We start from the raw sequence: 15,806 nt of genomic DNA on the forward strand, positions 1-15,806 counted from the left end.
CTACCAACCCGCCCTGTACCACGGCCATCGACAGCCACCACACCCCGACCCGAACAAGGCAAGCTGCCGTAAAAAAGCTCATGAGTCGTTCTCGAGCTTCTCGATAAGCGCCTTGAGCTGCGCGAGTTCGTCGGCAGCGACGGGCCGGGCGTCGAGCGCCTGCATCGCCAATGCCACTGAAGAACCGGCAAAGGCACTGTCCATCCACCCGCTTACCAACTGATTGAGCGTAGGCCGCTCGGAAGCCGCTGCGGTATAGATGTGCTGCCTGGCCTCTTCCACCCGCGTCACCAGCCCCTTGGCGAGCATGTTCTGCATGAGCTTGAGCGAGCTGGTGTAGCCAATCTCGGTGCCTGCATATACCGCTTTATGCACCTCGCGCACGGTTGACGGCCCTTCGCGCCAAAGCACGCGCAGGATGGCCAGTTCCGCAGCGGTGGGAGGCACCGTTTTCATCGAAGTCAGGATGCAGCGGGGCGACAGCTTGCGCAAGTGGGCGGGGCTGTGAACCTACGAACTTCCGCTCTGCATGTCTGCACCGGATACCGCTGTGAAGACACCGGGCCCCAGCTTGAGTCCGCCTCTTGGGGGCGCCGGGTCGATGGCGAAGATCGGTTGCAGGCTCAACATGAGATCGCGCCAATGGAGCATCCGGTACCAAACTAACCGGCCCAAGATATGAGAAGCACCTCTATGTCCACCCTCTCCCCGCTGAAGCCAGGGGAGAGGGTGCCCGACCGAGGCTGCTTATTTACGTGGCGCGATGATTTCGCTCAGATAGTCGGGCTTGCCTTCGATACGAACCAGGTGCGGATACTGCAAGCCGTCGTGGTAGTCCACCGATATCGTGCGGAAGCTGCCCTGGTACTTCAATAGAAGCTGGATAGGAGCCTTGCCGGTCTTGGCGGCGGCGATGGCGTCCTTGAGCACATCATCCGAATAATCCTGACCGTTCACCGCCATGATCGTGGCACCGGTACTTACGCCCGCCTTGAAAGCCGGACCGTCCCAACGCACATCGTTGACCTGCCCCTTCTCGCCCATGGTCAGACCGATCGACCAGGCCAGGTTGTACATGTGGCGCGGCGATTGCGCGCGGCTGTTGTATTCCTTCTCGTATTCGCTTGGCTGGTCGGTGTAGACCAGCTTCCAACCCGTAGCCGCAATGCCATCGGCCAGCGGCGGATTGAGAACATCGACGCGCGAATGCAGGAAGCTCGCCCAATCATAGGCAGCGACGCCATTCAATGCGGCAACGACGTCTTCGAAGGTATAGGTCTTCGTGATATAGCTGCCGTTCTCTACACCGAAGAAAGCGCGCGCAAAATCGTCCAGCGACTTCTTATCGTGCGTCAACTCGCGTAGCTTGGCATCTACCTGCAGCCACATCATCTGGCCGCCGCTGTAGTAATCCTCGCTCATCTGCCAGCTGCGGTACGGCAGTGGCATGCGACGCGCGACGGTGGGGTCGTTGGTCGTGTCTTCCAGCGTGCGCCACTGGAAACCTTCGCGGTTGCGCTCGTAGTTGGCCGCGACCATCGCCATGGCATCGCGGAACTCCTGTGCCGACCACATGCCGGAGCGTGCGGTCAGCACAAAGCCCCAGTACTGGGTCTGCCCTTCATAGACCCATAGCAAAGAGTCGCCCATGGGCACGTTGAAATTCGGCGTCCATAGATCGGCCGGGCGACGGAATTTGCCGTTCCACGAGTGCGTATATTCGTGAGCCAGCAGGTCGCGGTCGGGCGCGGCCTCCTTCCAGGCGGTGAAATAATCGGCGCCCAGGCCGTCTTCGCTGGATTGATGGTGCTCGGTACCGTTACCGCTCAGTTGATCCGAAAGCGAGAACAGGAAATCGTAATGGTCGTAGTGATGCGAGCCGAACAGGCTCACCGCCTGCGTTACCAGGGCACGATGGACTTTCAGCTGCTCGGGCGTCATTTCCAGGTACTTCGGCTCGTCCGCAACGATATCCAGATGCACCGGCGCGCCGCCGCTCGGCGTGAGATCCACGCGCTTGAAGTACTGCCCCGCATAGACGGGCGAATCGACCAGGTTGTTGAAGGTGACTGGCTTGAAGGTCGTGGTATCGCCCGACTGCGAGGCAGTCTCCAGGGCGGTACCGAACTGCCAGCCCCGCGGCAACGTGATGCTGGCAGCGTAGGTAATGCCGCGGGTGAAGTATCCCGCCGGATAGAGCGAGACCTTGCTCCACTCCATATCCATCATGCGATCGGTGAACTCGAAACCCTGGCTGTCGGTGCGGCCGGACAAATACTCGAATTGCGCATCGATCGAGGAAATCCCACCCGGCACATCCACATGGAACGCAAAGACGTTGTACTTGTCGCGCTTCCACATCAAAGGCTTGCCACCTGCGCTCAGCTTGAGGCCGGCAAGCATGGCGATCGGACCGGTTGGCGAGTGATCGCCCGGAATCCATTGCGGATACAACAGCGTCAACTCGCCAGGCTTGACCGGAATCGTTTCATGGACACGAAAAATGCCTTGCGCCGTATCGTTCGCATCGACATGCAGCGTCACCGTGCCTGGATACGGCGTATCCTGCGGCGGCGGCACGTTATCGGCACCGATCTGCTGCGCGCAGGCAGCCGCGGAGGCAAGCGCCATGGCCACGGCCATGGCAAGGCGCGCAGGCGCACGACGCAAGATGGCCGGCGATGCGGCGAAAGGGAGGAACGGCATGAAGACTCCAGCGAGCGGATGGACAAGCCGGATACTTAACACCATTGGTACCGACGGGCGCTAGTGGAGAGAGTTATCTTGAATGGCGCGAACCTGCAAGAAAATGCGAATGCACTACAACTTGGGGACGCGCGCCGTTCCATGATTCCTTCAACGCAATTGCCAAAGAAGCAGCACATTGACGCTGACAAGAAGCAATGCACAGCCCCAACCGCCGGCTTTAACGGCAGGAGTCAATTCGAACGGTCTCATTAAACGCGATGACGAGGCAAATCCCATCAACGGTAGCAACGCTATTGGCAAACTCATGCTCAGGACGACCTGGCTGCCGACGAGCAGGAACGTCGACCGTTCGCCACCGGCCACTTGCACAGCAATCAATGCAGGCCCAAGCGCCAACCCACGCGTGAAGAGCGCCCGCCAAAGCCTGGGTAATCTGATATTGAGAAAACCTTCTGCCACCGCTTGGCCGGCCAGCGTGCCGGAAACCATCGAGTTCAGCCCACAGCACAGCAGGGCCGTCGCAAACAACAAGCCTGGCCAGGTTGCACCCAGGCTGGGCGTCAGTTGCCGCTGGGCCTGTGCAAGATCTCCCACCTCTGCTGTCGTTCCATGCAGTGCCGCTGCGGCCAGCAGCATCAACCCCAGATTGATCAGCAACGCGAACGACAAACACACGATGGTGTCCTTGTTCGCCTCACGCAAGACACCTCGCAACCGACGGGGCTGCATGGGTTCGGCATACCGCTTCAACAGTGCCGAATGGAGAAACAAGTTATGCGGCATCACGGTAGCTCCGACAATGCCGGCGACGAGCCACAGCATGCCCTCCCTATGAAACAGTTCGCCGCTCGGAACAAACCCGCGCGCCACTTCGAACCAAGCCGGTTGCGCCAGAAACAACTGCGCGGCCAGACAGACGGCCACGCCGACCATGCTGAGAGCCACGACCCGCTCCAGGCGAGCCCGACGGGGATGCTCAAGCAAAAAATAGCCGATGACCAGCGCACCGGAGAGCAGTACACCTGACCATAAGGGCATGCCAAAGATCAGGCGAAGCGCCACCGCAGTTCCCACGGTCTCGGCGACATCGCAGGCGATGATCGCTATCTCGGCGACAATCCACAATGGCAACACGCTTGGGCGCGGCAGCTCATCGCGACATAGCTCCGCCAGCCCACGCCCAGTGACGGCACCTACGCGGCCTGCGATCCACTGAACCAGCATCGCCACCAGACTTGCGGCTAGAACCACCCACAAGAGCCTGTAGCCGTACCGTGCCCCGGCTTGCATGGCGGTCGCCCAATTGCCGGGATCCATGTACCCGGCTGCCACAAGCGCACCGGCACCCAACAACGGGTACCGCGGACGCAACTGTGGAGCACACGCTCGCGTCCTCGCGCCATCGGTCGACCCGTCCGGCGACATGCCGTCCGCGACCGATTATTCGCCTAACTCGGCGCCCGTTTCCGGGTTGTCTTTCGGATTGGAAGCTGTACGGTCGGCAAAGGCAGCGATGGCCTCCGTTTCCTCAGGGGTCAGACTCGATACCGCCAAACCGTCTCCTCCGTCCATCGCCAGATGTTCCTTGCGATCTGTCACGTAAGTAAAGTTTTCATCGCTGTTCCACGAACCGCGAGTATCGCCATCGCCCTGCGATGTGTTGACGTACGTCCGGTCGAACGGTGCCATGCCAGGGAGTTTCCCAGGCGGGAAATTCGGCTCGATCGCATAGAGTGCCTTTTCGAAGGACAACTGGTGAGCGATCTCACGGGTCATCAAGAAGTGAAGCGCCTCCTTGACACCCGGATCGTCGGTCACATTGATCAACCGCTCGTAGACGATTTTGGCACGTGCCTCGGCCGCAATATTCGAGCGCAAGTCGCAAGTCGGTTCACCGATGGAATCGATGTAGCCCGCATTCCACAATTGCCCGCCGGAGTTGATCAGCGCAGGGCCTCCGCCAAAAAGTACCTGTGTCACATGGGAATCGTTACCTGCACCATGAAGCGAGCGGTAAAGCTCGGCCGCTTCTTCCGTGGCTTCGGCAAGCTGCCCCTTGGCACCCCGGTTAAGCATGGCCACGATGGAGCCGATCACTTCCAGATGGCTGAGCTCCTCGGTCGCGATATCCAGCAAGAGATCCTTGCGACCGGGGTCTTCTTCGGCCAGCGCCTGCGTGAAATAGCGCATGGCCGCCGCCAGCTCGCCTTGAGGGCCGCCGAATTGTTCAAGCATCAGGTTAGCTAAGCCAGGATTGCACTCGGCAACATGCACGGAATATTGAAGTCGCTTGTTATGGGCAAACATGTAGGAGCCTCCGGCAAAAAAGAGAAAAGCACCGACCCGCCTCGCCAGATCGACACCGGAGACATCAAGCTAGGCTTCCATCCATGAGTGCGACGGTAGTTTCTCGTCATGATCGCCGTCATCCGTCAGCCGCGCCCGCTAATGGATATCCAGCGCTTTTCGCTGACCATCCCACGAAGCTAACGCCACGATTCATTTCGCGCCACTACAAACGCGATCGCTCTCGTCAAGACTTGCCTGCTATTAATCGGCAACGCCAGGCAGCCCGAGAAGATCGCTTTATCTCGCCATATCGATGTGATCGTTGACGCGCCTAAGGCGGTGCATTGAGAGTGGCCTTGCGATGCTTGCTTCGTCGACGAAGCCTTCGCCGACAATCAATCGCAACGGAGAAGCTTTATGGCCAATCAACAGTCTGGTAACGACAACCGCGGATTTGCGTCGATGGATGAAGACAAGCAACGCGACATCGCCTCTAAAGGCGGAAAGGCAGCTCATGAGAGTGGCAATGCGCACGAGTTCGATTCGGAAGAAGCCCGTGAGGCGGGGCGCAAGGGCGGCGAAGCGGTAAGCCGCGATCGCGAGCACATGGCGGAGATAGGTGCCGAGGGCGGACGGAACAGTCAAGGCGGTCAGGCACGCAGCTCCACGTCTTCCCGCAGCGAGCAGGACGATAAGTCGTCCGGTTCGACTCGCGGTGGCAGCTCCGAACAGCACGCCAAAGCCGGCCAACAGAGCCACAAAAACAGCTAACGCTTCCGTACAGATTTAACTTTAAAACCGTGGCGGAATTCGTCCCGCCCGGTTTTTTTGCCGGATTCAGCGATCTCCGCCCGGCGAAGCCGGTTCCCGGTTACCTGTACCCACCTCATCCGCCCGGTCAGATCGCTCATCCGCTCTACGGTTGTCTTTATCCCGCTGATGCTGGATGTCCCGATCCTTGGAAGCAACGTCATCTACATTGCGGTCGCCGCTGCCATGGTCTATAGGATGCTTCTGCATGATACCGATCCTCATTCAAACAGAGCGCTGACATTAGTCCTCTCCCTGTGGAAACAGGATCACGACAGGCTCATCCAGGGGATACCGGGTATTTACTCGCACCGCGCTATTTATGTTCATGTGCGCATGCCAAGCCGACACCTGCCGTGTGCACCACATACTTGTCTTCAAGCGGAGGCGGCTATGCAAGGCGCATTCGATCTGGCGTTACCCTGGTGGGCATTCGTTTGGCGTGGGGTGGCGGTCTACCTGGCCGTACTGATTTTTCTCCGGCTGGCGGGCAAACGCTCGTTCGGCGATATGTCGCCTTTCGATATCGTGGTTCTGATCGTCGTGGGAGGCGCGTTACGCACGGCGATCGTCGGCAAGGACGCTTCATTTATCGGCCCCTTGATTGCGGTCGCCAGCATCATATTGACCAACAAGATCATCGGCTGGCTGACGGCCCGCTGGCGGATTTTCGATCGCGCTGTGCAAGGGAGGCCCGCCGTGCTTGCCATAAATGGCATGCGCGACAGTCGGGCATTGAATCGCTACGACATTTCGGACTCGGAATTCGACCGCGAGCTTCGCGCTCATGGGCTGGAGAACGAGGGCGACATCGTCATTGCCCGACTGGAATCGAATGGAAAGATCACCTTTATTCGTCGCCAGGAGCGGCGCGCAACGACTTAATTGTATGGGAAGCGCGATCTCCTTGCCTGGCCGACAGATCCTTATGTCGCCTCTACCAGCTCCGTCTTCCGCCCGTAGTCGCTCAGCTGCCTTCGTGGTTCAAGGAATATCCGCCGAAACTCCGGATGCCTCCGGCGTATTGTTGCCTCGACACGCTCGACGAACTCCTCCATTTGCGGGGCAGTCAATGCTTCTTCGAAGGCGAGGCTCGCAGTAAGCAGAACATCGTTCGGCGCAAAGTGCATCGTCAATACGCGGTGTACAGCGAGAACCTCTGGCTGTCGTTCCAGCAGTCGCATGATGTCGTCACGTACAGGTCTCGCCACCGCTTCGCCCACCAACAATCCACGGCATTCATTGGCAAGAATCACAGCGGTTGCAGCAAGCACCAAACCAATGCACAGTGATGCCAAGCTGTCGTAGAGCGGATTATCGGTCAGTGCATAAGCAGTGATGCCCGCCAGTGCGAAGAGCAGACCCAGCAAGGCGGCGGTGTCCTCGAATAGCACGGTGAAAACAGTCGGATCCTTGCTGGCACGAATAGCGCGCAACCAGCCAACGCCACGGCGTGACCGACGAAAGGCACGCAGCGCGAACAGCCACACAGCTCCTTCGAACAACACTCCGACGACAAATACGGCATAGCTGACCCATATATCACGCAACGGTTCGGGCGAACGCAACTTGACCATGCCTTGATAGAGGGAGGCACCCGCTCCCAGCCCAAAGATCAGGATAGCCACCACGAAAGACCAGAAATAGAGTTCCATGCCATGCCCAAAGGGGTGTTTTTGCGAGGGTGGCCTGGCGGCGCGATGCATTCCCAGGAGCATCAGACATTGATTGCCCATATCTACCATCGAGTGGATGGCTTCGCTCCACATGGCCGAGCTGCCGGTCAGCCAGGCAGCTGCCATCTTCGACAACGCAATCGCTAAATTACCTGCAAGTGCCGCCCATACAACCTTGCGCGAACGGTCTTGTCCAGCAGAGTGCGCCGGGGACGTCACCGGCTGCCCCAAGGCTCGGATTTGAACGTACCGACAGGCCAGGTACGCCATGTTCCGTCACGCCCTTCGATACGCAGACTTACCCTCGCCCCCCTTACTGACTCCGTTACCGCTAGCGCGAGCGCATGGTGCGTTGCCGCTTCTTCGGTAGCAAAGCGCGCGTCGGGCTCCCCGGAAACCGTGACTAACCAGTCCCGTCCGCCATCGGGAGGATGCCTGATATAAATGGCGACGCGTTGGCTCACGCTGGATAACTCCTAAAGGGGCTGCCAGCGCTAGCGTGGAAAATCAAGCATGCCGTTGACCGTAAACATCCCCTGTCACGCCGGGAACGAATAGCGTGCCGACGGGAGCGACGGGCGGGCGATCTTCCTGCTGCCGGTCTGCTTGCTTGGCTGCCATGCGATCGGCCCATGAGGGCAACAGCTTGGAAGCCAGGACATTCAGCGAAGCCATCGCGCCCACCTTCACGTCGCGTCCTCCTTCGACAGCCGCTTTGAGAATGGCTTCCGCCACCTTGGCTGGATCGATCCGTGGCTTGGGCAACTGTGGCTCCCGCGACATGTAGTTCCGAGCATGATGCGGGTAAGGCGTATCGACGGCTGTCGGCTGGATCAACGTGATGGAAATTCCAGGCTGCTCTAATTCCTCGATTTCCACGCGCAGCGCGTCGGTGAAACCCTTAACGGCATGTTTGGAGGCAGAGTACATGCCCTGATATGGCACGACGGCGTCGGAAACTTCACTACCGATATTGATGAGCGCGCCTCCCTGATAACGCAGGTAAGGCAATGCGGCCAGGGAGCCGTTGACAAGGCCCCAGAAATTGATATCGAACAGACGCCGGCTGTCGTCTTCGTCAACCTCCTCCAGCCGCCCGTAGATGGCTACGCCGGCGCCGTTGACCCACGTATCGATACGCCCATACTCATTGACGGCCGCTCCGGCCAGCGCCTCGACCATGTCGCGGTCAGTGACGTCCGTCGGCACCGCCAGGGCCTGGCCTCCCGCGTCACGAATGACCGTAGCTACGTCTTTCAGCGTCGACGCGCTGCGCGCGGCCAGCACTACGCAGGCACCGCGTTCCGCCGCGAGCAAGGCCGTGCATAAGCCGCTACCGCTCGATGCACCTGTGATGACAATGACCTGCTGGTCCAGCGGAAGAAGCGAAACTTTGTTTGCCATGGCATTCCCCAAGAAAAGCAAGGCGATCGGAACACCCTGCGATGCGAGCATGGCGACATGGAGCGAATCGCCAACACGAAAATCAAACAATGCAAGTCGGTTCACTATGAACCATATCGTCGTTCGCAAACGTCATGGTCCGATGAAGCCCGCTTAGATGTTTGTGAGTTCGTCATGACGGAGCTCACTGAGAAACTGACTGACGGTCCGAATATCACACTGCATGGACTCGTGCAGAAAATCCAATGCGCGTCGATTCCGCTGTTGCGTCAGCGACGCTGTCGCATCGGCTGGGATCCAGACGGCCATTTCTCGCATATGTGCATCCATCGCTGTAGCCAGGACACAGGCATCGCCAGCCAAACCAACCAATGCCAGGCGATGGGTATCCAGCGTTCGAAGCAGCGACGGCAACGCGGTCTCATAAAACGCGGAATGCCTTGGCTTGAGAATAAAGTAGTCACTGTCCACCGGTGCGATGGCCGCCGCGATCTCCCGCCCCAGGCTTTCCCCACGCTGTACCCATCGCACCAGTTCGGGAAAGCTCAAGTGCCATTGACCGAAGTTGTCATTGACATAGACCACGGGCCAGCCCGAACGGCGGAAGCGTGCAGCCAGCAGGGATATTGGCTTTACGATCGAGCGCGCTTGCCGAACCAACGCCTCTCCTTCCGGGAAAAGAAAGTCGCTGATCATGTCGACGATGAGCAACGCTGAATTTACATGGCCTGGTTGCGTGCGATGCATGTCGCCGCTCCGAACGATCATCGGCGGGACTTGCAGTATCGGCCGTTCGGCATCAAAGGCAGATAAACGTCGACGCCCCAGAAGCCGTATCGTCGAGCTCAGTGTGAATTCTCAGAATGACTGCCGCGGACGGTAGCGGGCCACGTCATCTATGGCAGCCTTTTAAGCTTAAGTTGGGCTGCAACGGCCGTCATGGCCGCCGCAGCCGCTGTTACCCTGGCAGGGCATGGCCCTCAGGCGGCACGCTTTTGCGCCGCTCGCTGGTTACCGGCCGATTCGGCCAGCTGAGTCAGCTTCTCGTCTGTCGACTTTTCCTCCTTCAGTGTCGCTTGAAGAAGGGGAATTGCGTCGCTATAGCCCAACTCCTTCGCTAATGCACTCAAGGTCCCGTAGGCAGCGATCTCGTAATGCTCCACTTTCTGTGCGCCTCCGATAAGAGCCGCATCGCGTAAGGGCCCCTCTTCCACCGAATCGATAACTTCCTTGCCCTCTTCGATCAGACCCTCCATGGCAGCGCATTTGACGCGCTTGAGCTTGAGATCGAGTACCTCCACGATCTTATCGATGCGCTCGATCTGCCCATGGGTTTCCTCCGTATGCGCCTCAAAAGCCTGTTTCAACTGCGGATCGCTGGTTGCACGGGCCAGGCGCGGGAGCGCGCGGCTCAGCTGTTTTTCGGCGCTGTAGATGTCCGATAGCTCATGAACGAAAAGCTCTTCAATTGTCTTGACAGCCATGGGGATTCCTCATTTGGTTGTGTCAGCCGGGTATGGGCTGCAAAAACGTAAAATCACAGATTGTGCTTCTACGATGTGCCTTTGGCATGTCAACGACCCCATCAACACACCGCTTTTTCCTTACGAATGCTTTGCCGAGTTCCGTTTGCGTTGGCCGCTACGCCCTCCCTTGGCGCCGATTTCGGACATGTGCTGGCGATCTTTACTCACCGCTGCACCACCCTTTCGCCCTGCCTCGCGCGCTTCCTCGACATCGAACGTATGCGCCCGGCCTCCAGCATGAGCCGCCTTGCCTCCCTGGGAAGCTACAGAGCGTTGACGTTCTTCGCTCATGCCCGCAAAGCCACGACCCGGGCGAGTAGATTTGGAATTGACCATCGACTTCTCCTGGAAATACAACTTATGACCGGCGCCCCTGGCGCGGTTTGGAGAAAGTCGCAGACCGGGTCTCAAGAGCCCGGCTTTAGCTCGTCAACGGTCACATCAATGAAATCCGCCGGCGGCTGAAAAAGAAGCAATGGCTGCTACTGCCCAAGAGCCATGACGCATCTGTGCAACAAGGCGTCCGAATATTCGACCCTTTCGAACTCGCAACGGAGGAGAACTCCGGAAAACCCGCGCGCGACTCCGAAGTATTCTTTCACGGCGTGGCGTGGCCACCCGTGACGCCGTAAATCTCGCCGGTCACGAAACTTGCCTCCTGCGACGCCAGAAAGACATAGGCTGGGGCAACTTCCACGGGTTGCCCTGGCCGACCCAGGGGAACATTGGCGCCAAAGTTCTTGACCTTTTCCTGCGGCTGCCCGCCCGCCGGTTGCAGCGGTGTCCAGACCGGCCCGGGAGCGACCGCGTTGACCCGAATGCCCTCCTTTCCCAATTGCTTGGCCAGGGCTTTCGTGAAGGCCACGATGGCTGCCTTCGTTGGTGCATAGTCGCCAAGAATGGCCGACGGATCGTAAGCCTGGATGGACGCGGTATTGATGATGGACGCACCGCGTGGCAAATGGGGCAGTGCCGCCTTGCACAGCCAGAACATGGCATAGACATTGATCTTGAAGGTGGCATCGAACGCCTCCGAGGTGAGGTCTTGCAGCTTCTCCTCGTAAATCTGATGCCCGGCGACATTGACCAGCACGTCCAGACCACCGAGCGCAGTATGCGCACGCTCGACCAGTTCCTTGCAGAAGTCTTCATGGCGCAGGTTGCCTGCCATGGCATGCACCTGGACACCGGCTTTCTTCGCAAGCTCGATCACTTCTTCGGCGTCGGGCTGCTCTTCCGGAAGATAGGTAAGAAAGAGATTCGCGCCCTCCCGGGCGAACGCAATGGCAACCGCCCGTCCAATGCCGGAGTCGGCACCGGTGATAAGCGCCTTGCGCCCCTTCAGGCGTCCAAATCCACGATAGCTTGTCTCACCATGATCCGGCCGAGGCAGCATATCGCGCGCCAGGCCAGGGGGCTCTTGCGGCTGCTCCTCGAACGGAGGACGCGGATATTGAGTCGTCGGATCGCGCATAGCGAACTGATCCAGAATGCGGTCGCTCATGGTCTCTTACCTTGCTCGGTACACCACCGCAGTATCGAGCCTGGCCCGCGAGCATGCGGTGAATCGCCTGTACTTCGCCCAGTGACGGCAACCTTGTCGGCGCGTTGCCATCTACTTGACGGCGACGCCGCGAGCATCGAATACCAGCACAACGAGAAGTACATCCATGGACCAAGCCGCATTCGATATCCGTCGCCGTGCGGTACATGTCCGACCAGGCAGCCGGCCCAAGGCCATCGTGGCCATGCCGGTGTGCAACGAAGCCGATAGCCTTGTACCGGCAATGCTTGCTCTCGGCGCACAGAACGATCTTCATGGCCGTGCGTTTCATGACGTACTGGTCGTGGTCGTGCTCAACGGCTGCACCGACGCCAGCTGGGATCGGCTCCAGTCGTTGCGTAACGCGCAAGCACCCGCGTGGATAGGTATCGATGGCGAGTTACCGGTCGCACTTCGTCATGCAGGGGGTGCGCGACGTGTGGCGCTGACTACGGCCTTGGGACTGGCGACTGACGACACCGACCTGATCGCCACCACCGATGCCGACAGTACCGTATCGACGACCTGGGTGGCCCGGCAACTGGCATGGATGCATCGCGGATGCGATGTCATTCTCGGCGCGCCCGAAGTGGCACTCGACAGCACCCACGCATGGCCACGCGAGCTGATCCAGCGTCACCGGCGCGAATGCTGCTATGCGCGCTGGCTCGGCCGCATCGATGCCTGGATGGATCCATGCGATTACGATCCCTGGCCTCGCCATGGCACACCGAGCGGCGCCAGTCTGGGTTTTCGTCCCACTGCGTTGCGCGCGGCGTTTCCATTGCCCGCACCCGCTGTTGGCGAAGATCGCGCCCTGGTCCAGCGTTGCCATGCGCTGGATCTGAAGATTCGCGGCGATGCACAGATACGGGTGACGACATCGGGTCGGCTACACGGCCGAGCGCGCCACGGCATGGCCGACACATTGGCGCACTGGATTCGTAATCCTGGAGCACCATGCGATTCGATGCTCGAGCCGGTTACACGGGCCATAACGCGTGTGCGCTGGCGTATCCGGCTGAGGGAACGCCGCCGGCAGGGGCACATATCGGCGGCATGGCTTGCGCGTGCGTTGGCGATATCTCCCCGGGAGGCAGATCGCATCGTCGCGATGCCTACCTTCGGTCTGTTCTGGCAAGCCTGTCAGCAATCCAGCGCACGCTTGACGCCGGTTCGACTGAATCCATCGGCTCTGGACCAGGAGATTCGCACCGCCACCGAGTGGCTACGCATCCATACTCCGCATACGTACCTATCGTCCTATCTCGATAGCGAACCGGCCATCGTCGAGATACCTGCATGAACGCCCGTCATTCTCCGGAAGTCGGGCTACCCGCCTTGCTTCTGCAGCGGCTGAGATCGGCCAGCGCGGACCTGCGCGTTCTGGCTGCCATCGACGACCAGGAAGGCGTGTTCCCCAATGAAGCGATGGCCTTGCTGACGGACATGGGACTCGGCCGCTCTGTCCTGCCTCGCGAGCACGGCGGCCTCGGCCTGGGCTGGGAGCGTAATGTAACCGGCACGCTCATGGATGCATTGCGGCTCCTCGGCGCGCTTCACCTCGCAGCGGCGCGCTTGTTCGAAGGCCATGTCAATGCCTTTCAATTATTGTGGCGCCACGGCGATGCCAGGCAGCAGCAGACGCTATGCCGCTACGTAAAAGAAGGTGGCTGGCTGGGGGTATGGAATGCGCCTCACGCCTCCGGGCCCTGCAAGCTGATCGCCGACGCATCGGGAAGTTACCGCCTGCTGGGACGCAAGAGCTATGCATCCGGCGCCGGCAGCATGACGCGAGCCCTGGTAACGGCGTTCGACGATACGGGGACGCTACGCATGCTGTGGCCCGATACGAGCGCTGCTGTTGTCGCATGGGACAGTTGGCCAGCGGAGGGTATGCGCGCGTCGGCAACCTATGGGGTGGACTTCACGGGCCTGCGAGTCATGCCAGAGGAGATCTTCGGCCGCGACGATGTCTATCACCGGGAACCGGCGTTTTCCGGCGGCGCGTGGCGCTTCCTTGCGGCACAACTGGGGGCGGGCGAAGCATTGTTCGACCTGACTCGGGAAGATCTGCGGCACACCGGCCGCACCGGCGATCCTCATCAGCGATCCCGTCTGGCGCGCGCAGGCATCGCGCTGTGTACTGCGGTAGCCTGGATCGAATCGGCGGCGTGGCGCGCCGAGTCGGTCCATCATAGCCAGGCAGCGATAGAGGCTACCGTCGCCCACGTCGCGATGGCACGCGCCTGTGTCGACGCCAGCCTGCAAGAAGTCATGCAATTGTGCCAGCGTTGCGTAGGCCTGCGCTCGCAACTGCGCGATCATCCGATGGAACGCGTCCTGCGCGATCTGCGGACCTACCTGCACCAACCAGGCCCCGATGCCGTCCTCGACCGCGTAGCGCAAGCGTGGCTGGACGAACCTTTTCCGATTCGAGATACCTTGCTGTGAATGCGGCCGACTACCTTGCGTGGCTGCGCCAGAGCCCGGTGATCGATCCGGCCGTATTGATGCGCGACCGGCCCCTTTTGGTCATTTCCCCCCATCCCGACGACGAGAGCCTGGGTTGCGGCGGTCTGATCGGCTGGGCGGCTGCGCATCGCCTGTCCGTGACCATAGTCTTCCTCACCGATGGCGAGCGATCGCATGAAGGTTCGCGGGAATTTCCTCGCGAAACCCTGGCTCGGCTACGACGCGCGGAAGCTATCGCGGCAGCGGCCAGACTTGGCGTAGAGCGGCACCAACTGCATTTTCTCGGCCTTCCCGACGGCAGCATGAGCCACATGGACGACGACGCGCTGGAAGCGATCCGCTTCAGCCTGCTTGGCTTGGTCGCCGGCGCTACGCCGCTGATCTGTGTCACAGCCCGCACCGATCCCCATGGCGATCACCAGGCGGCATGGCTGATTGCGACGAGTCTGGCGCGATATTGCGATGCGGAAGCGCTTAGCTTTCCGGTATGGACATGGTCGCTCGATCCTCACCGGTGGATTGCCACGCCCGCACGGCGTGCCTGGCGCTTGCCATTGCACAACGCTGCGGACAAGCAAGCAGCCATCGCCGCTCATTGCAGCCAGCTCGGCAAGGTCGTACACGATGCGAGATCCAGCTTCGCGATACCGGCTTACCTATTGGATATTGCCTGCCACGACCACGAAGTGCTGATCGATGAACGCCTATGACCATGACTATTTCGAGGCGCTCTATCGCCGTGAAGCCGATCCCTGGCAATTCGAGACCAGCGCCTACGAACAGGCAAAATACGCAGCAACGCTGGCCTGCCTGCCACGTGCACACTATCGCCATGGGTTGGAACTGGGTTGTTCGATCGGCGTCCTGAGCGAAAAGCTCGCGAGCCGCGTATCGGCATTGACCGCGATCGATACCTCATCCGATGCCCTGGATCGAGCACGTCAGCGGCTCTGCCGGCAAGCTCATGTCGAACTGCTGCATGCACACCTTCCTGCGGGTGGATGGAATCGAAACCGCTACGACCTGATCGTGGCCTCCGAGGTGCTCTATTACTTCACCACACCGGTCTTGCAAAGGCTGGCACGAAAGCTGTGCGATTGTGCCCTGCCCGGGGCCGATATCGTGGCGGTGCATTGGCTGGGCCCTACCGACTATCCCTTGACCGCTCAGGCTGCTGTAGACCGCCTTGAACGCGCGTTTGGCGGCTTGCGACCCATGTCACGACAGCGCACCGACTGCTATCGGCTCGATGTATGGCGAAAGTCGACCTGAAATTCACCTGCCGGGCACAGCCGATTGCACAGCGTAGAGGCCCAGATCGTCTCCGAGCCTTCGACATGCCAGAACAGAAAAAACATCAGCCACCGGGAACCT

Annotated in this window: 16 protein-coding genes; 6 read left to right on the plus strand and 10 right to left on the minus strand. The window is 60.1% G+C overall.

Going from position 1 to position 15,806, the window contains the following annotated elements; genetic code table 11:
• Positions 1–78 precede the first annotated feature (78 nt).
• The 4 genes from VIM98_RS09300 to VIM98_RS09315 form a co-directional block, all read right to left on the minus strand.
• Positions 79–456, minus strand: a complete 378-nt coding sequence (locus VIM98_RS09300; RefSeq protein WP_331992819.1) for a BlaI/MecI/CopY family transcriptional regulator — start codon at positions 454–456, stop codon at positions 79–81.
• Positions 457–747: 291 nt separating this feature from the next.
• Positions 748–2,706: a peptidase M61 gene (locus VIM98_RS09305; protein ID WP_331992820.1), complete on the minus strand. Its 1,959-nt coding sequence runs from the start codon at positions 2,704–2,706 to the stop codon at positions 748–750.
• A gap of 150 nt (positions 2,707–2,856) precedes the next feature.
• On the minus strand, positions 2,857–4,134 hold the full coding sequence (locus VIM98_RS09310; protein WP_331992821.1) for an Nramp family divalent metal transporter: 1,278 nt from the start codon (positions 4,132–4,134) through the stop codon (positions 2,857–2,859).
• Between the two features lie 15 nt (positions 4,135–4,149).
• Positions 4,150–5,016: a manganese catalase family protein gene (locus VIM98_RS09315; RefSeq protein ID WP_331992822.1), complete on the minus strand. Its 867-nt coding sequence runs from the start codon at positions 5,014–5,016 to the stop codon at positions 4,150–4,152.
• 399 nt (positions 5,017–5,415) lie between these two features.
• Here VIM98_RS09315 and VIM98_RS09320 point away from each other — a divergent pair, with 399 nt between their 5' ends.
• Together VIM98_RS09320 and VIM98_RS09325 are read left to right on the plus strand one after the other, a co-directional pair.
• A complete protein-coding gene (locus VIM98_RS09320; protein ID WP_331992823.1) occupies positions 5,416–5,769 on the plus strand; it encodes a KGG domain-containing protein in 354 nt (117 codons plus the stop codon).
• A 168-nt stretch (positions 5,770–5,937) separates the two neighbouring features.
• Entirely contained in the window at positions 5,938–6,693 is a 756-nt protein-coding gene (locus tag VIM98_RS09325) for a DUF421 domain-containing protein (RefSeq protein ID WP_331992824.1), read from the plus strand.
• Positions 6,694–6,734: 41 nt separating this feature from the next.
• Here VIM98_RS09325 and VIM98_RS09330 read toward each other — a convergent pair whose 3' ends face one another.
• The 6 genes from VIM98_RS09330 to VIM98_RS09355 all read right to left on the minus strand — a co-directional run bounded on the left by VIM98_RS09330 (position 6,735) and on the right by VIM98_RS09355 (position 11,918).
• The gene (locus tag VIM98_RS09330) at positions 6,735–7,754 is read right to left on the minus strand and encodes a cation diffusion facilitator family transporter (RefSeq protein ID WP_331992825.1); all 1,020 of its coding nucleotides are present in this window, start codon (positions 7,752–7,754) and stop codon (positions 6,735–6,737) included.
• Between the two features lie 237 nt (positions 7,755–7,991).
• The gene (locus VIM98_RS09335; RefSeq protein ID WP_331992826.1) at positions 7,992–8,888 is read right to left on the minus strand and encodes an SDR family oxidoreductase; all 897 of its coding nucleotides are present in this window, start codon (positions 8,886–8,888) and stop codon (positions 7,992–7,994) included.
• 153 nt (positions 8,889–9,041) lie between these two features.
• Positions 9,042–9,635: an isochorismatase family cysteine hydrolase gene (locus VIM98_RS09340; protein WP_331992827.1), complete on the minus strand. Its 594-nt coding sequence runs from the start codon at positions 9,633–9,635 to the stop codon at positions 9,042–9,044.
• Between the two features lie 233 nt (positions 9,636–9,868).
• Positions 9,869–10,372: a ferritin-like domain-containing protein gene (locus VIM98_RS09345; RefSeq protein WP_331992828.1), complete on the minus strand. Its 504-nt coding sequence runs from the start codon at positions 10,370–10,372 to the stop codon at positions 9,869–9,871.
• 120 nt (positions 10,373–10,492) lie between these two features.
• Positions 10,493–10,750, minus strand: a complete 258-nt coding sequence (locus VIM98_RS09350) for a KGG domain-containing protein (RefSeq protein ID WP_331992829.1) — start codon at positions 10,748–10,750, stop codon at positions 10,493–10,495.
• Between the two features lie 262 nt (positions 10,751–11,012).
• Positions 11,013–11,918 (minus strand): SDR family oxidoreductase, encoded by a 906-nt coding sequence (locus VIM98_RS09355; protein WP_331992830.1) that lies wholly within the window; start codon positions 11,916–11,918, stop codon positions 11,013–11,015.
• Between the two features lie 166 nt (positions 11,919–12,084).
• Here VIM98_RS09355 and VIM98_RS09360 point away from each other — a divergent pair, with 166 nt between their 5' ends.
• Genes VIM98_RS09360 through VIM98_RS09375 form a run of 4 tightly spaced genes read left to right on the plus strand, consistent with a single transcriptional unit; the run spans position 12,085 to position 15,704 of the window.
• Positions 12,085–13,263, plus strand: a complete 1,179-nt coding sequence (locus VIM98_RS09360; RefSeq protein WP_331992831.1) for a glycosyltransferase family A protein — start codon at positions 12,085–12,087, stop codon at positions 13,261–13,263.
• Complete coding sequence (locus VIM98_RS09365; protein WP_331992832.1) at positions 13,260–14,411, plus strand: acyl-CoA dehydrogenase family protein; 1,152 nt, start codon at positions 13,260–13,262, stop codon at positions 14,409–14,411. The genes VIM98_RS09360 and VIM98_RS09365 overlap by 4 nt, the downstream gene beginning before the upstream one ends.
• Positions 14,408–15,142: a PIG-L family deacetylase gene (locus VIM98_RS09370; RefSeq protein WP_331992833.1), complete on the plus strand. Its 735-nt coding sequence runs from the start codon at positions 14,408–14,410 to the stop codon at positions 15,140–15,142. The genes VIM98_RS09365 and VIM98_RS09370 overlap by 4 nt, the downstream gene beginning before the upstream one ends.
• On the plus strand, positions 15,129–15,704 hold the full coding sequence (locus VIM98_RS09375) for a class I SAM-dependent DNA methyltransferase (protein ID WP_331992834.1): 576 nt from the start codon (positions 15,129–15,131) through the stop codon (positions 15,702–15,704). The genes VIM98_RS09370 and VIM98_RS09375 overlap by 14 nt, the downstream gene beginning before the upstream one ends.
• Positions 15,705–15,806: the final 102 nt, after the last annotated feature.

This window comes from Dyella sp. (genome assembly GCF_036568765.1).
GTDB lineage: Bacteria > Pseudomonadota > Gammaproteobacteria > Xanthomonadales > Rhodanobacteraceae > GSA-30.